General features: G+C 73.0%; 21 protein-coding genes and 1 tRNA gene. 8 read left to right on the top strand and 14 right to left on the bottom strand.

Going from position 1 to position 19,355, the window contains the following annotated elements; translation table 11 throughout:
* Positions 1-17 precede the first annotated feature (17 nt).
* Positions 18-1,319, bottom strand: a complete 1,302-nt coding sequence (locus DBP14_RS28575) for a serine-threonine protein kinase (RefSeq protein WP_164992424.1) — start codon at positions 1,317-1,319, stop codon at positions 18-20.
* Positions 1,320-1,520: 201 nt separating this feature from the next.
* On the opposite strand from DBP14_RS28575, the gene DBP14_RS28580 reads away from it, so the two are divergent.
* Positions 1,521-2,285 carry an SDR family oxidoreductase gene (locus DBP14_RS28580; protein ID WP_129309974.1) on the top strand — a complete coding sequence of 255 codons (765 nt, stop codon included), beginning with the start codon at positions 1,521-1,523 and terminating at the stop codon, positions 2,283-2,285.
* A 150-nt stretch (positions 2,286-2,435) separates the two neighbouring features.
* Positions 2,436-3,029 carry a TetR/AcrR family transcriptional regulator gene (locus DBP14_RS28585; protein ID WP_129309975.1) on the top strand — a complete coding sequence of 198 codons (594 nt, stop codon included), beginning with the start codon at positions 2,436-2,438 and terminating at the stop codon, positions 3,027-3,029.
* Positions 3,030-3,119: 90 nt separating this feature from the next.
* On the opposite strand, the gene DBP14_RS28590 is transcribed toward DBP14_RS28585, so the two are convergent.
* From DBP14_RS28590 to DBP14_RS28600, 3 genes are all read right to left on the bottom strand, one after another.
* Positions 3,120-4,334, bottom strand: a complete 1,215-nt coding sequence (locus DBP14_RS28590) for an acyl-CoA dehydrogenase family protein (RefSeq protein WP_129309976.1) — start codon at positions 4,332-4,334, stop codon at positions 3,120-3,122.
* 1 nt (position 4,335) lies between these two features.
* A complete protein-coding gene (locus DBP14_RS28595; protein ID WP_129309977.1) occupies positions 4,336-5,364 on the bottom strand; it encodes a phosphotransferase family protein in 1,029 nt (342 codons plus the stop codon).
* A 139-nt stretch (positions 5,365-5,503) separates the two neighbouring features.
* Positions 5,504-5,803 carry a hypothetical protein gene (locus DBP14_RS28600; protein ID WP_129309978.1) on the bottom strand — a complete coding sequence of 100 codons (300 nt, stop codon included), beginning with the start codon at positions 5,801-5,803 and terminating at the stop codon, positions 5,504-5,506.
* A gap of 118 nt (positions 5,804-5,921) precedes the next feature.
* Between DBP14_RS28600 and DBP14_RS28605 the strand changes: the two genes are divergently transcribed.
* On the top strand, positions 5,922-6,860 hold the full coding sequence (locus tag DBP14_RS28605) for an NADP-dependent oxidoreductase (RefSeq protein ID WP_129309979.1): 939 nt from the start codon (positions 5,922-5,924) through the stop codon (positions 6,858-6,860).
* A 328-nt stretch (positions 6,861-7,188) separates the two neighbouring features.
* On the opposite strand, the gene DBP14_RS28610 is transcribed toward DBP14_RS28605, so the two are convergent.
* From DBP14_RS28610 to DBP14_RS28625, 4 genes are read right to left on the bottom strand one after another with little or no spacing between them, the layout of a single operon-like run.
* Entirely contained in the window at positions 7,189-7,509 is a 321-nt protein-coding gene (locus DBP14_RS28610) for a DUF202 domain-containing protein (RefSeq protein WP_241741057.1), read from the bottom strand.
* Positions 7,506-7,898, bottom strand: a complete 393-nt coding sequence (locus DBP14_RS28615) for a DUF202 domain-containing protein (protein WP_129309981.1) — start codon at positions 7,896-7,898, stop codon at positions 7,506-7,508. Before DBP14_RS28615 ends, DBP14_RS28610 begins: the two co-directional genes overlap by 4 nt.
* A 21-nt stretch (positions 7,899-7,919) precedes the next feature.
* Positions 7,920-8,435: an NUDIX domain-containing protein gene (locus DBP14_RS28620; protein WP_129309982.1), complete on the bottom strand. Its 516-nt coding sequence runs from the start codon at positions 8,433-8,435 to the stop codon at positions 7,920-7,922.
* A gap of 56 nt (positions 8,436-8,491) precedes the next feature.
* Positions 8,492-9,415: a DMT family transporter gene (locus DBP14_RS28625; protein WP_206739373.1), complete on the bottom strand. Its 924-nt coding sequence runs from the start codon at positions 9,413-9,415 to the stop codon at positions 8,492-8,494.
* A 372-nt stretch (positions 9,416-9,787) separates the two neighbouring features.
* Here DBP14_RS28625 and DBP14_RS37040 point away from each other — a divergent pair, with 372 nt between their 5' ends.
* Genes DBP14_RS37040 through DBP14_RS28645 form a run of 3 tightly spaced genes read left to right on the top strand, consistent with a single transcriptional unit; the run spans position 9,788 to position 12,532 of the window.
* Entirely contained in the window at positions 9,788-11,104 is a 1,317-nt protein-coding gene (locus DBP14_RS37040; RefSeq protein ID WP_241741058.1) for a hypothetical protein, read from the top strand.
* A gap of 53 nt (positions 11,105-11,157) precedes the next feature.
* Positions 11,158-11,922, top strand: a complete 765-nt coding sequence (locus tag DBP14_RS28640) for a molybdopterin-dependent oxidoreductase (protein ID WP_241741059.1) — start codon at positions 11,158-11,160, stop codon at positions 11,920-11,922.
* Complete coding sequence (locus DBP14_RS28645; RefSeq protein ID WP_129309984.1) at positions 11,906-12,532, top strand: cytochrome b/b6 domain-containing protein; 627 nt, start codon at positions 11,906-11,908, stop codon at positions 12,530-12,532. The genes DBP14_RS28640 and DBP14_RS28645 overlap by 17 nt, the downstream gene beginning before the upstream one ends.
* 108 nt (positions 12,533-12,640) lie before the next feature.
* Here the strand turns inward: DBP14_RS28645 and DBP14_RS28650 are convergent, their stop codons facing one another.
* From DBP14_RS28650 to DBP14_RS28665, 4 genes are read right to left on the bottom strand one after another with little or no spacing between them, the layout of a single operon-like run.
* Positions 12,641-13,669: an L-idonate 5-dehydrogenase gene (locus DBP14_RS28650; RefSeq protein ID WP_129309985.1), complete on the bottom strand. Its 1,029-nt coding sequence runs from the start codon at positions 13,667-13,669 to the stop codon at positions 12,641-12,643.
* Positions 13,670-13,683: 14 nt separating this feature from the next.
* On the bottom strand, positions 13,684-14,445 hold the full coding sequence (locus DBP14_RS28655; protein WP_129309986.1) for an SDR family oxidoreductase: 762 nt from the start codon (positions 14,443-14,445) through the stop codon (positions 13,684-13,686).
* A gap of 10 nt (positions 14,446-14,455) precedes the next feature.
* The gene (locus tag DBP14_RS28660) at positions 14,456-15,853 is read right to left on the bottom strand and encodes a gluconate:H+ symporter (RefSeq protein WP_129309987.1); all 1,398 of its coding nucleotides are present in this window, start codon (positions 15,851-15,853) and stop codon (positions 14,456-14,458) included.
* Positions 15,854-15,892: 39 nt separating this feature from the next.
* On the bottom strand, positions 15,893-16,411 hold the full coding sequence (locus DBP14_RS28665) for a gluconokinase (protein WP_129309988.1): 519 nt from the start codon (positions 16,409-16,411) through the stop codon (positions 15,893-15,895).
* Between the two features lie 144 nt (positions 16,412-16,555).
* Between DBP14_RS28665 and DBP14_RS28670 the strand changes: the two genes are divergently transcribed.
* The gene (locus DBP14_RS28670) at positions 16,556-17,257 is read left to right on the top strand and encodes a FadR/GntR family transcriptional regulator (RefSeq protein ID WP_129309989.1); all 702 of its coding nucleotides are present in this window, start codon (positions 16,556-16,558) and stop codon (positions 17,255-17,257) included.
* 15 nt (positions 17,258-17,272) lie between these two features.
* Here DBP14_RS28670 and DBP14_RS28675 read toward each other — a convergent pair whose 3' ends face one another.
* Complete coding sequence (locus DBP14_RS28675) at positions 17,273-17,650, bottom strand: YchJ family metal-binding protein (protein ID WP_129309990.1); 378 nt, start codon at positions 17,648-17,650, stop codon at positions 17,273-17,275.
* Positions 17,651-17,729: 79 nt separating this feature from the next.
* Positions 17,730-17,817 (bottom strand) — tRNA-Leu (locus DBP14_RS28680).
* A 212-nt stretch (positions 17,818-18,029) separates the two neighbouring features.
* Here DBP14_RS28680 and DBP14_RS28685 point away from each other — a divergent pair.
* The gene (locus DBP14_RS28685; RefSeq protein WP_129309991.1) at positions 18,030-19,355 is read left to right on the top strand and encodes a M20/M25/M40 family metallo-hydrolase; all 1,326 of its coding nucleotides are present in this window, start codon (positions 18,030-18,032) and stop codon (positions 19,353-19,355) included.

Genomic DNA, 19,355 nt, shown 5'->3' on the forward strand with positions numbered 1-19,355 from the left:
CCGGTGCCGGCGGCGGGTCACGCGATACGGCCCGCCGCCAGCACCAGCCGGGCGAGTTCGGGGTGCACGATGTCGCTGTGCGCCCCGCTGGGCGGCCCGCCGCGGCGGACGACCGCCGCCGCGTCGACGTTCACACAGCCCGAGCGCGGCAGCGGGCCCCGCAGCGCCCCGGCCAGGTCCAGGGCGGCGGTGCCCGGCACCGCCTGCACTCCGTCGTGCCCCATGGCCCCCCACCGGGGGCCCAGCGCGTGCCCGAGCGAGAAGCCGGCGGCCGACCGGTCCTCGCCCGCGCAGGCCGAGGCCAGCGGGTAGAAGGTCCCGAGGGACGAGTCGAAGTGCGAGTAGCAGCACACCAGCGGCCCGTCGACGCGCTTCTGCCGGTCCTTGAGCGCACCCGACCCGTGCGGGTCCTGCGGCAGCCGGGCCGCGAACGTGTAGTGCGAGAAGGCCCCCTGGAGCAGCGTCACGGACTTCACCGTGCGCACCCCCGAGGGCAGCCCGTCGAGCGCGTACGACACCAGGCGCCCGCCGAAGCTGTGTCCGACGAGGTGCACCCGCACCGCGGGCGCCGCCGTGGCCAGCCGCCCGAGCGCCGGCCCGAGCCCCCGGCTGCCCACCGTGCCTGCCCGCCGCTTCATCTCGTAGTACGTCGCCTGCCGCAGCAGTTCCTTGGCGCCGTCCCACGGGTTCGGCAGGCTGAACCCGGCGGGCGTCCCGGGCGACTCCAGCGAGGCCAGCGCCTCGGCGAGGGCCTCGCAGACGGCCACCGTGTCCCCGGACAGCAGGCCGGGTTCGCCCTCCTCGCCGGTGTCGGTCCCGGCCTGCCGGTGTTCCGCCCCGACCAGCAGCCGGACCAGCCCGCCGAACTCCGCCAGCCCCTCGGTGCCGGCCGGATGGACGTCCAGCATGCGGGCTAGCTGGTCCACCACCGTGGTCCGGGCCGGGAACGTCTCCCGGAGCGCGCGCAGGGTGTCCTTGTCGAGCACCGGCCGCGGCGCGGCCCCGGCCTCCTGGGCCACGGCGGAGCGGGGGAAGTCCGGGATCGGCTCGTCGCAGAACCGCATCGACGGCCAGATCACGCCGACGTACCCGATCCGGGCCTTCGGCGCGAGCCCCGGGATCGGGGCGAAGAAGCGGCGGTACAGGGAGGTGGCGCCCGAGCGGTCGTTGTTCCAGCCGTGTGCGAAGACGATCAGGTCGCGGACGCCGTGGCCGCGGGCCTGATCCAGCAGCCGGTCGCGTTCGGGGCCGTCCACGTCCCCGTCCGCGTCGAAGGTCAGCTCCCAGTAGGGAGTCACGCTCATCCCAGGATCCGCCATGACAGGCTCCCTCGTGCCCCGGAAACGGTGCGTTCCGGTTCGCATCGTCCCGCCGCCGGACAAGCTTGGCCATACTCCTCGCCGTTGCTGTTCGCGCGGCGCGGGCGGCCCTTTCCCAGCGACATACCGACTGGTTAGTCTGGTCGGGTTCGGCCGGCTTCGCCGGACCGGGCGCGCCGCGCACACGTGCCGAAGGAGACGATGGTGGAAGCCGTGCAGGATGCGGGAGTGGTGGTCACCGGGGCCGGTGGCGGGATCGGGGCCGCGCTGGCCCGGCGGTTCGCCGCCGAAGGAGCCAGGGTCGTGGTGAACGACCTGGACGGCGGGAAGGCCGCGGCCGTGGCCGCGGAGATCGGCGGTATCGCCGTCCCCGGCGACGCCTCCGCGGTCGTCGGGGAGGCGCGCGACGCCCTCGGCGGCCGGGTGGACGTCTACTGCGCCAACGCCGGCCTCGGCTCCGCCGGTTCCGAGGCGGCCGGCGAGGCCGTCTGGGCGAGCGCCTGGGACGTCAACGTCATGGCCCACGTCCGCGCCGCCGAGCAGCTCCTGCCGGACTGGCTGGAACGCGGCAGCGGCCGGTTCGTCTCCACCGTCTCCGCCGCCGGCCTGCTCACCATGATCGGCGCGGCCCCCTACAGCGTGACCAAGCACGGCGCGTACGCCTTCGCCGAGTGGCTGTCCCTGACCTACCGCCACCGGGGTCTGAAGGTGCACGCGATCTGCCCGCAGGGCGTGCGCACCGACATGCTCGCCGCCACCGGCAGCGCCGGCGACCTGGTGCTCCAGCCGACCGCCATCGAGCCGGACGCCGTCGCCGACGCCCTGTTCCGGGGGATCGGGGAGGGCCGCTTCCTGATCCTGCCGCACCCCGAGGTCGCCGACTACTACCGGGCGCGGGCCGGCGACCCGGACCGCTGGCTGACGGGCATGAACCACGTCCAGCAGAAGTGGGAGGCCGCGCGGTGACGGGCTGAGCGGTTCCCGTGAGACCCTCGGGCGGAGATCCTGCCCGACGGGACCGGGACGGTCAGTGGGAAGATCCTCCCTCGGGAACCGCGTTCCCGGCGGGGACGACCATCAGTGAACCAGCAGCGACACGGAAGGCAGGTGGCGGCAGTGCCCAGGACCACGGACGGAGACGGGACCCCGGTCCCGCAGCGGCTGCTGGCCGCCGCCACCCGGCTCTTCGCGGAGCAGGGCTACGACCGCACGTCCGTGCAGGAGATCGTCGAGGCGGCCGGCGTCACCAAGGGCGCGCTCTACCACTACTTCGGCTCCAAGGACGACCTCCTGCACGAGGTGTACGCGCGCGTGCTGCGCGTCCAGCAGGAACGGCTCGACGCGTACGCAGGCGCCGACGAGCCCATCGAGAAGCGGCTGCGCGGCGCCGCGGCGGACGTCGTCGTCACCACGATCGAGAACCTCGACGACGCGATGATCTTCTTCCGGTCCATGCACCACCTGAGCCCCGAGAAGAACAAGCAGGTGCGCGCGGAACGCCGCCGCTACCACGAACGCTTCCGCGCGCTCATCGAGGAGGGCCAGCGCGAGGGCGTGTTCTCCACCGCCACCCCGGCCGACCTGGTCGTCGACTACCACTTCGGTTCGGTCCACCACCTGTCGACCTGGTACCGCCCCGACGGACCGCTCACCCCCCAGGAGGTCGCCGACCACCTCGCCGACCTCCTGCTGCGCGCCCTGCGGCCGTAGCGCCCGGCGTCCGTAGCACACGGCGGCCGTGGCGCACCGCGACGCGTAAGGGGCGGCCACCCAGAGTGGCCGCCCCTTACGCGTGCTTCTCTACAGGTACTTCTTCAGCTCCCGGCGGGCCAGCGAGCGCTGGTGCACCTCGTCCGGGCCGTCCGCGAGCATCAGGGTGCGCGCCCCCGCGTACAGCTCGGCCAGCGGGAAGTCCTGGCTGACACCGCCCGCGCCGTGCAGCTGGATCGCCCGGTCCAGGATGTCCACCACCGCGCGTGGAGTGGCGATCTTGATGGCCTGGATCTCCGTGTGCGCGCCCCGGTTGCCGACGGTGTCCATCAGCCAGGCCGTCTTCAGCACCAGCAGCCGCAGCTGCTCCACCGTCACGCGCGCGTCGGCGATCCAGTTCTGCACCACGCCCTGCTGGGCCAGCGCCTTGCCGAACGCCGTACGGGACACCGCCCGCCGGCACATCAGCTCGATCGCCCGCTCGGCCATGCCGATCAGCCGCATGCAGTGGTGGATCCGCCCCGGGCCGAGCCGCGCCTGGGCGATGGCGAAGCCGCCGCCCTCCTCGCCGACCAGGTTCGACACGGGCACGCGCGCGTGGTCGAAGACCACCTCGGCGTGACCCCCGTGGTAGTGGTCCTCGTAGCCGAACACCCGCATCGCCCGCTTCACCGTGACGCCGGGGGTGTCCCGCGGGACCAGCACCATCGACTGCTGGCGGCGGATGTCGGGACCGTCCGGGTCCGTCTTGCCCATCACGATGAAGATCTTGCAGTTCGGGTCCATCGCCCCGGAGATGTACCACTTGCGGCCCGTGATGACGTACTCGTCGCCGTCCCGCTCGATGAGCGTGGTGATGTTGGTGGCGTCCGAGGAGGCCACCTCCGGCTCCGTCATCGCGAACGCCGAGCGGATCTCACCCGCCAGCAGCGGCTCCAGCCACTGCTTCTTCTGCCGGTCGCTGCCGAACTGCGCCAGCACCTCCATGTTCCCGGTGTCGGGCGCGGCGCAGTTCGTCGCCGTCGGCGCGAGCTGCGGGGACCGGCCGGTGATCTCGGCGAGCGGCGCGTACTGCAGGTTCGTCAGCCCGGCGCCGTACTCGGCGTCCGGCAGGAACAGGTTCCACAGGCCCTGCCTGCGCGCCTCGGCCTTCAGCTCCTCCACCACGGCCGGGGTGTCCCACGGCGAGGCCAGCGCGGCCCGCTGCTCCTCGGCGACCGCCTCGGCGGGGTGGACGTACTCCTCCATGAAGGCGAGCAGCCTGGCGCGCAGTTCCTCGGTACGCGCGTCGAACGCGAAGTCCATGTCAGCTCTCGCCTTCCTGCAGCGTGGTCAGTCCGTGGTCGATGAAGACGGGTACGAGGTCGCCGATGCGGTCGAAGCCGCGGCCCACCGTCTGGCCCAGCGTGTACCGGTAGTGGATGCCCTCCAGGATCACGGCGAGCTTGAACCACGCGAACGCCGTGTACCAGGAGACGGCCGAGACGTCGCGGCCCGAGCGCGCCGCGTACCGCTCGATCAGCTCGGCCGGGTCGGGGTGCCCGGGAGCCTCGGCGGTGGTGGAGACGGGGGAGTCCGGCATGCCGAGCGACCGGCTGTACATCACCAGCAGCCCGAGGTCGGTCAGCGGGTCGCCGAGCGTGGACATCTCCCAGTCCAGGATCGCCCTGATCTCGTCGTCCGGGCCGATCAGGACGTTGTCCAGCCGGTAGTCGCCGTGCACGACCGCCGGGGCGGGGGAGACGGGCAGGCCGCGTCCGAGGGACGCGTGCAGCTCGTCGATGCCGGGCAGGTCGCGGTTGCGGGAGGCGTCCAGCTGCTTGCCCCAGCGGCGCAGCTGCCGGTCCAGGAAGCCCTCCGGCCGCCCGAAGTCCGCGAGGCCCACCTCGGCGGGGTCCACGGCGTGCAGGTCGACCAGCGTGTCCACCAGCGACAGCACCGCGCCGCGGGTGCGCTCCGGGCCGAGCGGGGCGAGCTGGTCCGCGGTGCGGTACGGGGTGCCCTCGACGAACTCCATGACGTAGAACGGCGCCCCGAGCACCTCCTCGTCCTCGCACAGCAGCACCGGGCGCGGCACCGGCACCTTCGTCGGGTGCAGTGCGCTGATCACCCGGTGCTCGCGCCGCATGTCGTGCGCGGTGGCCAGGACGTGCCCGAGCGGAGGCCGTCGTACGACCCACTTGGTGGTGCCGTCGGAGACCTGGTAGGTGAGGTTCGACCGCCCGCCCTCGATCAGCCGGCCGGTCAGCGTGCCGGTGACCAGACCGGGCCGCTCCCGGTCCAGCAGACCGCGCAGCCGGTCGAGATCGAGTCCGGGCGGGTGATCGGCGCTCATACGGCACTCCTACGAACGGGTGAACCTGACCCGACTTATGATGCCGACCGGTCGGTATGTCGTCCAGTAGGTGTGAGGAACGTGACCGGAGCCACCCTAGTCCGGCCCCGGGAGATCAGCGCTGCGCCCAGCGCTGATCTCAGTGCTCGTCCCAGTGGTCGCCGTGCTCGGCGTGCCGGTGCCCGTCGTGCAGGTAGTCCACGTGGTCGCCGTGCTGCACGCGCGCGTGCCCGCACTCGTCGTGGTGCTCGTGCGGGTGGGCCTCGTGCGTGGTGTGTCCGGACGGTTCGCACTCGTCCCAGTGACCCTCGTGCTCCCGGTGCAGATGACCGTCGTGCACGTAGTCGAGGTGGTCGCCGTGGTGCACGGCCGTGTGCCCGCAGTCCGGCCCGTGCGTGTGCGTGCCGTGCGAGGCGTGTTCCTGGTGAAGGGCGGTCATGGTGCTCACCTTCGGGGGTACGTGAGGGTCCTCTGACGACGGACAGGCTGCCACGCGAAACGTGCGTACCGGGGCATCCCGGTTGCGTGGCGCACGAGTACCCCGGAGGGTCGTGGGCATGAAGGCCATCACCTACAGCCGGTACGGCGGACCCGACGTGCTGGAGTACGCGGACGTCCGTGACCCGAAGGTCGGCCCCGACGCCGTACTGATCGAGGTCCGCGCGGCCGCCGTCAACCCGGTCGACTGGAAGTGCCGCGAGGGCCATATGGACGGCATGCTGGACACCGTGTTCCCGGTGATCCCCGGCTGGGACGTCAGCGGCGTGGTCGTCCGGCCCGGCGTCTCGGTCACCGAGTTCTCCGCCGGCGACGAGGTGATCGGCTACGTCCGCGAGGACTTCCTCTCCCGGGGGACCTTCGCCGAATACGTCGCCGCGCCCGTGCGCACGCTGGCCCGCAAGCCGCGCAACCTCTCCCACGAGGAGGCCGCCGGGCTGCCGTTGGTCGGACTCACCGCCTATCAGGTGCTGGTCAAGGCGCTGGAGGTCAAGCGCGGCGAGACCGTGCTGGTGCACGCGGCGGCCGGCGGGGTCGGCTCGCTCGCCGTCCAGATCGCCGCGCATCTCGGCGCCCGCGTGATCGGCACGGCGAGCGAACGCAACCACGACTTCGTCCGCGGGTGCGGGGGTGAACCGGTTACGTACGGGGAGGGGCTGGCCGAACGGGTACGGGGGCTCGCCCCCGAGGGCGTGGACGCGGCGTTCGACACCATCGGCGGCGACATGCTTCGGGCGTCGGCCGGTCTGCTCACGCCGGAGGGCCGCCTGGCCTCCATCGCCGATCCCGAGGTCGTGAGTTACGGCGGCCGGTACGTTTTCGTCCGCCCGGACGCGGATGACCTGGCCGCACTGACCGAACTGGCCGAGCGGGGGGCGGTGACCGTCCACGTCCAGGAGACATTCCCTCTCGCGCGAGCGGCGGAGGCCCACCGCCTGAACGAGGAGGGCCGCACCCGCGGCAAGATCGTGGTGACGGTGCCCCCGTCCGAAGGCTGAGTGCCGCCCGCGGCCCGGCGCGGGCTGGCCGCGCAGTTCCCCGCGCCCCTTACGGGGGCGCTTCCGTCGGACTTTGCGCGACAGGGCGCGCGGTCTGGGCAACCCAGTACAGTCGGGCGCGCCCCGAAGGGGCGCGGGGAACGGCGCGTCAAGCCACGATGGCGCCGCGCTGGTCAACGTACCGGTGGTGCCCGTAAGGGGCGCGGGGAACTGCGCGACAGGCCACGGCGGCGGGGCGCTGGTCAACGTACCGGTGGTGCCCGTATGGGGCGCGGGGAACTGCGCGATCAGCCCCCGACGGCCCGCAGTTGACGCACGTGCCCCCGCCCTACAGCACCAGCACCGCCGCGCACACCGCCAGTGCCACCGGGCACAGCACCGCCGCCCCGGCGTACCGCGCACGCAGCATGGGGGGCCGGGCGCCGGACGCGAGTCCACGGATCCGCCCGTGCGCCACCCACACGAAGCACAGCCATACCGCACAGCACACCGCGCACACGGCGACACCGGTGGCCGAGGCCCCACCATGGAGCGCCGCCTTGACGGCGAGCACCGCGGCGACCGCCGCTGACAGCGTCGTACGGCGCCACGCCAGCCGCGTCCGCTCCGGCTGAAGCCCCGGATCCCGGTCGGGCGCCGGGCTCCTCACCCCGCCCATCCGACCAGCACCACCACGACCATCGCCACCGCCACCACCGCGATGACCAGACTCAGCAGGGTCGGGAAGCGGGACGCCGGCAGGTCCTCGCCGCGCCGCATGGCCCGCTCGCACCGCACCCAGTGGTTCAGCGCGCGCAGCGAGCACAGCACGCCCGCGCCGAGCAGCGCGAGCGCCAGCCCGACCCGCCAGCCCCAGCGCAGGTCCGGCAGGAACTGGTCGACCGCGAACCCCCCGCCGATCAGTGCGAGCGCCGTCCGCAGCCAGGCCAGGAAGGTGCGCTCGTTGGCCAGGGAGAACCGGTAGTCGGGCGTCCCGCCCTCCTCACGGATGTGCTCCGGCGCGAACCAGAGCCGGACGTTGCGCACGAACTCGATCACGCGCACGACCTTACCCGGGCGTCACCGAGCGGCCCGGTACGCCTTCAGCCGCTCGTAGGCCGCCATGCCGTCCGGCACCCACTCCCACACGCCGAGCCGGCGCTCCACCTCCTCGTCGGGAAGGAAGTCGTGCCACTGGACCTCCTCCGCCTGGGGGTGCACCGGCAGCTCGCAGCGGACCTCGTACACCGCCGACCACCAGCTCTTCCCGGCCCCGTCGTCGTAGAGGAACTTGAAGAGGAACTCCGGCCGGGGCAGGCCGCTCACGCCCAGCTCCTCCTCCGCCTCCCGCAGCGCCGCCTCGTCGTAGGTCTCGCCCGCGCCGACGACCCCGCCGACGAACATGTCGTACAGCGAGGGGAACACCAGCTTGACCGGCGTACGGCGGTGCACGAAGAGCCGGCCGGAGGCGTCCCGGGCCTGGATGAACACGCAGCGGTGGCGCAGTCCCCGGGCGTAGACCTCGCCGCGCGGGTACTGCCCGACGACCCGGTCGTGCTCGTCGACGACGTCGAGGATCTCGTCAGCAGGATTCATGCCCTCATCCAAGCAGGGCCGCCATCCAAGCAGGGCCCGCGCCCGAGGCTCGGAGGTCAGGGTCCCTGGAAGATCTGGGCCGGCTCGGCGGTGCCGCCCGCCTTCGCGGCCTTCGCCTTCACCGTCGCGCCGCACGGCAGCGCCGGGTGCAGCCCCAGCAGCACGATGCCCAGGACGATCCCGGCCAGCCCCGCGGCCTCCCAGGCCAGGGCCCCGGTGTCGGTGTGCAGCCGGTCGCCGAGGAAGCCCACGCCGCACAGGATGCCGGCGAGCGGCTCCGCGGCCGTCAGCGCGGGGAGTGACATCCGCAGCGGGGCCGTCTCGAAGGCGCTCTGCACCAGTATCAGGCCGACGACGGCGCACGCCACCAGCGCGTACGGCTGCCAGCCGGTGAACAACTCCTCGAAGCCGCCCCGCGCGAACAGCGTGCCGCTCACCCGGGTCATCGCGTCCTGCACGCCGAACAGCAGACCGGCGGCCACCGACAGCAGCACCGGACCCCAGCTGAGCCGGGACCGCTTGCCGTACGTCGTGAGCACCAGTGCCGTGCCGACCACCGCGCCCACGATCAGCCAGTGCCGCAGCGGGTCCGCCTCGGTGCCGCCGCCGCGCGGCTGCCCGGCCACGATGAACGCGCTCACCCCGCCCGCGAGCAGCGCCAGCCCCGCCCAGCCCTGCCGGCCGATCGACTGCTTCGTCTGGTGGCGGGACAGGGCGAGGGCGAACAGCAGATTGGTCGCGAGCAGCGGTTCGACCAGCGAGATCTCACCCTGCGCGAGCGCCAGCGCGCCCAGCACCATGCCGCCCACCATCAGTCCGAGGCCGCCCAGCCAGCGCGGCACCCGCACCAGGTCGAGCAGCAGCCGGAAGGACAGGAAGTCACCGAGCGGCGCCTTCTCGGCGGCGTTCTGCTGGAGGACGAATCCGAAACCCAGGCAGCAGGCGGCACTCACGGCGAAAAGGAGAACCAGAACGGACACGCGCGTACCTCGATCATCCGGCCGGACCACGGGTGCGTCGTGGCCGACTGTAGCGCTCCCAGAACGGCATTGCCCCAGGAGTACCCGTAACCGGGCGATTCACTCGGTCACGATGTCCGATCGACCGGGTCGGTGCGAGGCGGCGGCGGGACCGTGCGGCCATGCTGCGCCGCCGCCCCGCTCGGCGCTATGGCGTACGCCACACAAACCGGACCAATTCCCCCGGGCGCACCTCACTCGTCCGGCTTCAAGTTCCGCTCCCGCAAAGGCATTTGAAGCCGGAATCAACCCGTTCCGCTTGACGCATACCGCGGGCGGCGGGTTTGCTGTCCGTGATCGGATGATGGCAGCCCGAGAAACAGGAAGTCCGCGGTGCCTCCACTCCCGCCTCTGCTCGGCCCCAGCAGGGCCCCCACGGACCGGCGTGCACACACCGTCCCCCCGGCCGACGGCACCGCCCCGGACGGCCCGTGCGCCGTCGACGACGCCCTCGACGACACCCAGCTCCGGGGCGCCCGCGCCGCGCTGGCGCAGGGCCGCCGGCAGGCCGCCCGCTCCCTGCTGCTGCACACCGGCGACGACTGGGACCGCCGGGCCCACCGGCTCACCGTCCTCGCCCGCGAGCCGTACGCCGCCTCCTGGGCCCGCGACTGGCAGCTCGCCGAACCGGACTCCGCCGACGCCGCCGCACTGCTCGCCCTGGCCCTCGTCCAGCGCGCCCTGCGCGGCAGGGAGGAGCCCGGCACCGCCATGGAGGCCTGCCACGCCGCGGCCGCCCTCGCCCCCGCCGACCCGACGCCCTGGCTCGGCCTGCTGCTCCTCGCACGCACCCTCGGATCCGAGCGCGAGGTACTGCGGCTCTTCGCCGAGGTCCACGGCCGCCACCCGGAGCACCACCACGCCCACCACCTGCTGATCGCCCGCATAGCCGAGCGGCCGGGATCCGGGCCCGAGTCCCACGAGGTGTACGACCTCGCCGAGCTGGCCGCCGCCGAGGCCCCGGCCGACTCCCCGCTGGCCGTCCTGCCCGTGGTCGCGTACGCCGAGCGCTACCGGGTGCTGACGGCCACCGGCCTGCTCCCCGCCCATCCAGCCGCCACCGACCTGCTGCCCACGGATCCGGCCGCCACAGGTCTGCTCCCCGCCGATCCGGCCGCCACCGGCCTGCTGCCCGCCCATCCGGCCGCCACCGGCCTGCTGCCCACGGATCCGGCCGCCACAGGTCTGCTCCCCGCCGATCCGGCCGCCACCGGCCTGCTGCCCGCCCATCCGGCCGCCACAGGTCTGCTCCCCGCCGATCCGGCCGCCACCGGTCAGGCCCCCGCCCACCCTTCCACCGGCCTGGCTCCCTCCGGCCCGGCGGCCGTCGGCCCGGTCGTCGCCGGACACTGGTCGGGCCCCCGGGCCCGCCGGGTGCTGAACGCCGCCTTCGCCTGGTGGCTGGAGTGGGAGCACGACGACCACCCCCGCCGCCACATCGACCTCAACCACCTCGCCTTCGCCATGCACCGCGCCGGCCGCTCGGCCGAGGCGGCGGTCCTCTTCCAGCGCATCGGCCGGCACGCCACAGCCGTCCCCTGGTCCTACCCGCACCGCGACCCCTGGACCGCCTTCCGCACCGCCCGCGCCCACGTCCTCGGCGGGCGGCCCGCCCCGGCCCGGCCCCGGCAAGTGATTACGGAATCCTGACCGCCGCGCCCATGCCCTGGCCCCCCGAGGGCCACAAGTGCTCGAATGAATACGTGAACCCTGAACGAACCGAGGCGTCCGAGCCGTCCGACGCGCACGGCAGGTCGTCCGACGCGCACGGCAGGCCCATCGGCCGCCGCGTCTTCCTCGGCACCCTCGGACTGGGCGCCCTCGGGGTCGCCGCCGCGCCCGCCCTGCAACGCGGCCTGGAGGGCTTCCTCGGCAGCGTCTCCGGCAAGGACCCCACGGGCCTGACCGGGCTGCTGCCCAACGGCGGCGGCTTCCGCTACTACTCCGTCGCCGCGTCCGTCCCGAACAAGGGCCCGAACGACTACCGGCTCACCGTCGACGGACTCGTCGACCACCCGCGCACCTACACCCTCGCCGACCTGCGCGGCCTGCCCCAGACCCGGCTCGTCAAGGACGTCCAGTGCGTCACCGGCTGGCGGGTCCCGGGCACCCCCTTCGAGGGCGTACGGCTCTCCGACCTGCTCGACGCGTCCGGCGTCCGGTCCGCCGGCAAGGCGATCCGCTTCACCTGCTTCGACGGCACCTACAGCGAAAGCCTCACCCTCGACCAGGCCCGCCGCCCCGACGTCCTCGTCGCCCTGCGCATGCAGGACAAGGACATCGGCCACGACCACGGCGGCCCCGTCCGCCTCTACGTCGCCCCCATGTACTTCTACAAAAGCGCCAAATGGCTCTCCGGCATCACCGTCACCGACCACGTCCGGCCCGGCTACTGGGAGCACCTCGGCTACGACGTCGACGCCTGGGTCGGCCGCTCGAACGGACGCAGCGATGACCCTACGAGCTGACACACCGGCCCCGCCGAGCGCCCGCGTCCAGCGCTTCAGCCGGGCCGAGCGGTGGGTGCACCGGACGACGGCCGCGCTCATGGGCGTCTGCGTGATCACCGCGGCCTGCCTCTACATCCCGCAGCTCGCCGTCCTCGTCGGCCGCCGGGAACTGGTCGTCCGCATCCACGAGTGCGCCGGTGTCGCCCTGCCGGTGCCGGTGCTGCTCGGCCTCGCCTCCCGCGCCTTCCGCGCCGACCTGCGCTTCCTCAACCGGTTCGGCCCGCACGACCGCCTGTGGCTGCGGGCCGCCCTGCTGCGCGACCGGCGGCACAGCTCCCGCCCGGCGGGCAAGTTCAACGCCGGCCAGAAGATCTACGCCGCCTGGATCGCCGGCGCCACCCTCGTCATGCTCGGCACGGGCCTGATGATGTGGTTCACCCACCTCACCCCCCTGATGTGGCGTACCTCCGCCACCTTCGTGCACGACTGGCTGGCCCTCACGATCGGCGTGGTCCTGGCCGGCCACATCGGCATGGCCCTGGGCGACCCGGAAGCCCGCCGAGGCCTCCGCACGGGTAAGGTCACCAGGGAATGGGCCCGCCGAGAACACCGACTCTGGCGCCCGTGACGGCAGCCCGCTCCACGCCCCAGCGGCGCTGCCCCTCCCACCGGTCCGGTGAATCCGCCGCGACGGTGCTCAGCCGAAACGGCGGTGCCCGGCGGTGCCCAACTCACCTCACCCACCCCCGAACTCCAGCAACACCTTGCAAGCCCGCCCCCGGTCAGCGGCCAGCGCGAACGCCCCCTCGGCCTCCCGCACCGGAACCACCGCGCTGATCAGCCCGTCGAACTCGCCCCGCGCCGCCAGCAGCGCCAACGCCTCCTCGAACTCGGAGTCGAAGCGGAACGCCCCGCGCAGCTCGATCTCCCGGCTCACCACCAGGTTCCCGGGGAACGGTGACCGCCCGGGCGGCAGCATCCCGAGCTGCACGACCACACCCCCGCGCCGTACGAGCCGTAGACACGTGTCCAGCCCGGCCGCGGCCCCGGACGCCTCGACCGCCACGTCGACCTCCGCCGGCCATCCCGCGTCCGCCGGACCGTCGGCCCGGACGAGCGTGTCCGCCCCGGCGACCGCCGCGTAGCCGAGCGCCTCGGGCAGGAGGTCCGTCACCGTGACCCGGCCCGCGCCCGCCGCCCGCGCCGCCGCGACGACCAGGCAGCCGATCGGCCCGGCCCCGGTCACCAGCACATGCCTCCCGGCCACGTCCCCGGCGCGCCGCACCGAGTGCAGCGCCACCGCCAGGGGCTCGGCCAGCGCGGCCCGCCGCAGGCCGAGCCCCTCGGGCAGCGGCCTCACCTGGCCCGCCGGCACGACCACCTGCCCGGCGAAGCCGCCCTGGACGTGCGGGAAGCGGGACGCGCTGCCGAGGTAGCGGGTGTCCCGGCAGACGTTCGCCCGTCCGTCGGCGCACTCCGGGCAGCGGCCGCACGGGGTGGCCGGGTGCACGGCGACGGCCGTACCGGGCGCCGGACCGGTGGCGCCACGGCCGTAGGAGACCACCGTGCCCACCACCTCGTGGCCCAGGACCATCGGTTCGCGCAGCCGGAAGTCGCCGACGCCGCCGTGCCGCCAGTAGTGCAGGTCCGACCCGCACACACCGCCGTACCGCACGGCCACCAGCGCCTGTCCGGGTCCGGGCAGGGGAGCCGGCAGCTCCTCCACCCGCAGATCGCCCGCCCCGTGGGCGACACAGGCCGGCACGCCCGCCGCCCCCTTCACAGCACGCTCGTCATGCCGCCGTCGACGTACAGCACCTGCCCGCCGACGAAGTCCGCCGCCGGTGAGGCGAGGAACAGCAGTCCGCCCACCAGGTCCGCCGTACGACCCCAGCGGCCCGCCGGGGTGCGCCGCCGCACCCAGGCGCTGAACTCCTCGTCCGCGACCAGCGGGGCGGTCAGCTCGGTCTCGATGTAGCCGGGCCCCAGCCCGTTGACCTGGACGCCGTACGGCCCCCAGTCCGCGCACATGCCCTTGGTGAGCATCTTCAGCGCGCCCTTGGCCGCCGCGTACGGCGCGATGCCCGGCCGCACCACCTCGCTCTGCAGCGAGCAGACGTTGACGATCTTGCCGTGGCCGCGCTCCGTCATCCCGCGGGCTGCCTCGCGGCCGACGAGGAACGCGCCGGTGAGGTTGGTGTCCAGGATGCGGTGCCAGTCGCCGTCGGTGAACTCCAGCAGCGGCGCCCGCAGTTGCGTGCCCGCGTTGTTGACGAGGATGTCGAGCGGACCCCCCCGCTCCTCGACACCGGCGATCCCGGCGGCCACCGAGGCGCCGTCGGTCACGTCGAACACCGCCGTGCGGACGTCACCGGGGAGGTCCCCGGCGGCCTTCGCCAGCCGTTCGGGATCGCGCCCGTTGAGCACCACCGTGCAGCCGGCCTCGGCCAGACCCCGGGCCAGGGCCAGTCCGATGCCGCGACTGGAGCCGGTCACCAGGGCCGTCCGGCCGCTGATGTCGAAGAGCGGGTGAGCCGTCATGGTCGTACCCCTAGATGATCAGCGAGAGGAGCAGGACGAGACCGCCGGCCACCACCGAGATGATCGTCTCCATGACCGACCAGGTCTTGATGGTCTGCCCGACGCTCAGCCCGAAGTACTCCTTCACCAGCCAGAAGCCGGCGTCGTTGACGTGGCTGAAGAACAGCGAGCCGGCGCCGATCGCGAGGACCAGCAGGGCCGCGTGCGTGGTGGACATGTCCGCGGCGAGCGGCGCGAGCAGACCGGCGGCCGAGACCGTCGCCACCGTCGCCGAACCGGTCGCCAGCCGGATCACCACCGCGACCAGCCAGGCAAGCAGCAGCGCCGGGATCGACCAGTCCTTGGAGATGTCCAGGATCATCTGGCCGACACCGCAGTCGATCAGGGTCTGCTTGAAGCCGCCGCCCGCGCCCACGATCAGCAGGATCCCGGCGATCGGCATCAGGCCCTTCTCGACGGTCTCCTGGATCCGGCCCTTGCTGAACCCGGCGGGCCGGCCCAGCGTGAAGATGCCGACGATCACGGCGGCGAGCAGTGCGATCAGGGGGGAGCCGACCACGTCGAAGACGCGCTGCGTCATGTTCGCGGGGTCGTCGACGACGATGTCCACCAGCGCCTTGGCCAGCATCAGCACCACCGGCAGCAGCACGGTCGCCAGCGTGGCGCCGAAGCCGGGACGGCGCTCCAGCTCCTCCGAGGGCCGCTGCGGAACCATGCGGTCGGGCGCGGGCACGTCCACCCAGCGGGCCGCGACCTTCGAGAACAGCGGTCCGGCGATGATCACCGTGGGTATCGCGACCAGGAGGCCCAGCGCCAGCGTCACGCCCAGGTTGGCCTTGACCGCGTCGATCGCGACGAGCGGGCCGGGGTGCGGCGGGATCAGGCCGTGCATCACGGACAGACCGGCCAGCGCCGGGACGCCGATGCGCATCAGGGAGTAGTTGCCGCGCTTGGCGACCATGAGCACGACCGGGATCAGCAGCACGATGCCGACCTCGAAGAACAGCGGAAGACCGACCACGGAGGCGATCAGCACCATCGCCCACGGCATCGCCCGGCCGCCGGCCTTCGCGAGGATCGTGTCGACGATCTGGTCGGCGCCGCCGGAGTCGGCGAGGAGCTTGCCCAGGATCGCCCCGAGCGCGATCAGGACACCCACGCCGGCGACGGTGCCGCCGAGCCCGGTGGTGAAGCTGGTGATGGCCTTGTCCAGCGGCGCGCCGGCGACCGCGCCGAGCACCAGCGAACCGATGGTCAGGGACAGGAAGGCGTGCAGCTTGTACTTGGTGATGAGCACGACGATGACGGCGATGCCCACCAGCGCGGCGATGCCGAGCTGGGCGTGGCCGGCGGAGGTGATCGGCGGAGGCGCGTCCGCTGCCAGCATCTCGACGCTGAGTCTGGTCACGGGGGATTCCTTGCGGGTACGGGGACAGGGATCGGGGTGCTACTCGGTGATGTCGGGAAGCGCGTCGAGCGCCCTGACGGCACGCTCGGTGATCTCCTCGGGGCCGCCGTCGACGTCCACGGCCACGCCCGCCTCGTCCGCCTGGAGGGGCTGGAGCGTGGCGAACTGGGAGTCCAGCAGCGCGGTCGGCATGAAGTGACCCCGCCGCAGCGACATCCGGTCCTCGATGAGCTTCCGGTCGCCCGTCAGGTGCACGAACACCACGCCGGGAGCGGCGGCGCGGAGCCGGTCGCGGTACGCCCGCTTCAGCGCCGAACTGCTGACCACCCCACCGAGTCCCGCCCGCCCGTGCGCCCAGGCGCCGATGGCGTCCAGCCACGGCCACCGGTCGGCGTCGTCGAGCGGGACGCCGGCCGACATCTTGTCGATGTTGGCCTGCGGGTGGAAGTCGTCGCCCTCGGCGTACGGGACGCCCAGCCGGGCGGCGAGCAGGGGACCGATCGTGGTCTTGCCCGTTCCGGCGACGCCCATCACGACGACGACGTGGGGGGTACGCATCACTGCCTCGCTGTCTTCCTCGACATCCGACGCCGACATCTGGCGTCGGGGCACACTGAAGCCCATTAGGTACGACTAATTCAAGAGCCTGTGATGAATAAGTCTGACTTTATTGCTCCGTGATCCACGCCGTACGCTGAGTGCATGACCACACCGGGCCGGGGGCTGCACGGCCACGTTCTCGACTCCCTCGGCCCCGCGATCACCGCGGGCGAGTACCCGCCGGGCAGCGTCCTGCGCACCGACGAGCTCGCCCAGCGTTTCGAGGTCTCACGCTCCGTGATGCGCGAGGCGGTCCGCGTCCTCGAATCCATGCACCTCGTCGAGTCCCGGCGCCGGGTGGGCGTGACCGTCCGCCCCAAGTGCGAGTGGAACGTCTACGACCCGCAGGTCATCCGCTGGCGCCTGGCCGGCGCCGACCGCCCGCACCAGCTCCGCTCGCTCACCGTGCTCCGCTCGGCCGTCGAACCCGTCGCCGCCGGCCTCGCCGCCCGGCACGCCACCTCCGAGCAGTGCGCCGAACTCACCGCGTGCGCGCTCGGCATGGTGGCCAACTCACGCGGCCACCGGCTGGAGGAGTACCTGGTCCACGACATGGCCTTCCACCGCGTGGTCCTCATCGCCTCCGGCAACGAGATGTTCGCCCGCCTCGGCGACGTCGTCGCCGAGGTCCTGGCCGGCCGCACCCACCACGAGGTCATGTTCGAGGACCCCGACCCGGCCGCCGTCACCCTGCACGTCCAGGTCGCCGAGGCGGTCCGGGCCGGCGACTCCGCCCGCGCCGAGGAACTGACCCGCCAGATCACCGTCGGCGCCCTCCACGAACTGGACATCCTGGCGCCCTGACCCCCGGGCGGGCGGCTACGCGTCGAGGAACTCGCCGTCGACGTACACCCACGCCCCGGCCACCCGCTCGAACCGGCTCCGCTCGTGCAGCGAACCGCCCCGGTAGGAGGCCCGGAACGTCACGGTCCCGGTGCTGTGGAAGGCAGACCCGTCGGTGCTGTCCAGCACCTCCAGCCCCGTCCACCGCATCCGCGGGTCCAGCTCCAGCCGCTCCGGCCGGGTCCGCGGATGCCAGGTGCGCAGCAGATAGCCCACGTCGCCCTTCACGAACGCGCAGTACCGCGACCGCATCAGCGCCTCGGCGCTCGGCGCGGCCGCGCCCGCGTGGAAACGGCCGCAGCAGGCGTCGTACGGCTCGGGCCATCCGCAGGGGCAGGGGGTGCGCGTGGTCATGGCACCCATTGTGGGGGAGGGCCCGGGAGGGCATGCGGGCGGGACGCACGAGGGCCCCCGCTTCCGCGAGGGCCCTCACTGGTGTCCGAGGGGGGACTTGAACCCCCACGCCCGATAAAGGGCACTAGCACCTCAAGCTAGCGCGTCTGCCATTCCGCCACCCGGACAAGGTGTCTGTCGTGCGGAGCTTCCCCCGCGGCGACGAGGGAAACATTACCAGGCTTTCGGGGAGGGCCGATCACACCCCGTCGTCGCGTCCCGCCGGCGCGAAGGGCCTGTGACGGGCCGGGACCGGTTCTGGGCAGCGGCGGCGGGCGGAGAGAGGATGAGGGGGACCACCGGCCCCGCGCGGCCGGCAGTGACAGCGGGAGGAAGCAGCGTGACCGACACGGACACGGCCAAGGGCGTCAGCGGCGAGGACGAGGTCGTCGACCTCTGCCGCGAGCTGATCCGCATCGACACCAGCAACTACGGCGACCACTCCGGGCCCGGCGAACGCAAGGCCGCCGAGTACGTCGCCGAGAAGCTCGCCGAGGTGGGGCTCGATCCCGAGATCTACGAGTCGCGCCCGGGACGCGCCTCGACCGTGGCCCGCATCGTCGGCGAGGACCCGTCCCGGCCCGCGCTGCTGATCCACGGCCACCTCGACGTCGTACCGGCCAACGCCGGCGACTGGACCCACCACCCCTTCTCCGGCGAGGTCACCGACGGGTGCGTGTGGGGGCGCGGCGCCGTCGACATGAAGGACATGGACGCCATGACCCTCGCCGTCGTCCGCGACCGGCTGCGCAGCGGGCGCCGGCCGCCCCGGGACGTCGTGGTCGCCTTCCTCGCCGACGAGGAGGCCGGCGGCACCTATGGCGCCCGGTACCTGGTCGACCACCACCCCGAGCTGTTCGAGGGCGTCACCGAGGGCATCAGCGAGGTCGGTGGCTTCTCCTTCACCATCAGCGAGCAGCGCCGGCTCTACATGATCCAGACGGCCGAGAAGGGCATGCACTGGATGAAGCTGACCGTGGCCGGGACCGCCGGCCACGGCTCCATGATCCACCGGGACAACGCCATCACCGAGCTGTCCGAGGCGGTCGCCCGGGTCGGCCGGCACGAGTTCCCGGTCCGGGTCACCAAGACCACCCGGGCCTTCCTCGACGAACTGGGCGACGCCCTCGGCATCGAGCTGGACCCCGACGACATGGAGACGACGCTCACCCGGCTGGGCGGCATCGCCAAGCTCATCGGCGCGACCCTGCGCAACACCGCCAACCCCACCCAGCTGAACGCCGGTTACAAGGTGAACGTCATCCCCGGCGAGGCCACCGCGCACATCGACGGACGGTTTCTGCCCGGCCACGAGGAGGAGTTCCTGGCCGACATCGACCGGCTCCTCGGCCCGCACGTCCGGCGCGAGGACGTGCACCACGACAAGGCCCTGGAGACCACCTTCGACGGGCCGATCGTCGCGGCCATGCAGTCCGCGCTGCTCGCCGAGGACCCCACCGCCAAGGCGATCCCCTACATGCTGTCCGGCGGCACCGACGCCAAGTCCTTCGACGACCTCGGCATCCGCGGCTTCGGCTTCGCCCCGCTGAAGCTGCCGCCCGAGCTGGACTTCGCCGGGATGTTCCACGGCGTCGACGAGCGGGTGCCGGTGGACGGCCTGAAGTTCGGCGTACGGGTGCTCGACCGGTTCCTCGACGCGTCGTGA

This window comes from Streptomyces sp. L2 (assembly GCF_004124325.1).
GTDB lineage: Bacteria > Actinomycetota > Actinomycetes > Streptomycetales > Streptomycetaceae > Streptomyces.

Coding starts and splice junctions, on each gene's coding strand:
- DBP14_RS28575 (WP_164992424.1), bottom strand. CDS start 1,319: ATGGCGGATCCTGGGATGAGCGTGACTCCCTACTGGGAGCTGACCTTC.
- DBP14_RS28580 (WP_129309974.1), top strand. CDS start 1,521: ATGGTGGAAGCCGTGCAGGATGCGGGAGTGGTGGTCACCGGGGCCGGT.
- DBP14_RS28590 (WP_129309976.1), bottom strand. CDS start 4,334: ATGGACTTCGCGTTCGACGCGCGTACCGAGGAACTGCGCGCCAGGCTG.
- DBP14_RS28595 (WP_129309977.1), bottom strand. CDS start 5,364: ATGAGCGCCGATCACCCGCCCGGACTCGATCTCGACCGGCTGCGCGGT.
- DBP14_RS28600 (WP_129309978.1), bottom strand. CDS start 5,803: ATGACCGCCCTTCACCAGGAACACGCCTCGCACGGCACGCACACGCAC.
- DBP14_RS28605 (WP_129309979.1), top strand. CDS start 5,922: ATGAAGGCCATCACCTACAGCCGGTACGGCGGACCCGACGTGCTGGAG.
- DBP14_RS28620 (WP_129309982.1), bottom strand. CDS start 8,435: ATGAATCCTGCTGACGAGATCCTCGACGTCGTCGACGAGCACGACCGG.
- DBP14_RS28645 (WP_129309984.1), top strand. CDS start 11,906: ATGACCCTACGAGCTGACACACCGGCCCCGCCGAGCGCCCGCGTCCAG.
- DBP14_RS28655 (WP_129309986.1), bottom strand. CDS start 14,445: ATGACGGCTCACCCGCTCTTCGACATCAGCGGCCGGACGGCCCTGGTG.
- DBP14_RS28665 (WP_129309988.1), bottom strand. CDS start 16,411: ATGCGTACCCCCCACGTCGTCGTCGTGATGGGCGTCGCCGGAACGGGC.
- DBP14_RS28670 (WP_129309989.1), top strand. CDS start 16,556: ATGACCACACCGGGCCGGGGGCTGCACGGCCACGTTCTCGACTCCCTC.
- DBP14_RS28675 (WP_129309990.1), bottom strand. CDS start 17,650: ATGACCACGCGCACCCCCTGCCCCTGCGGATGGCCCGAGCCGTACGAC.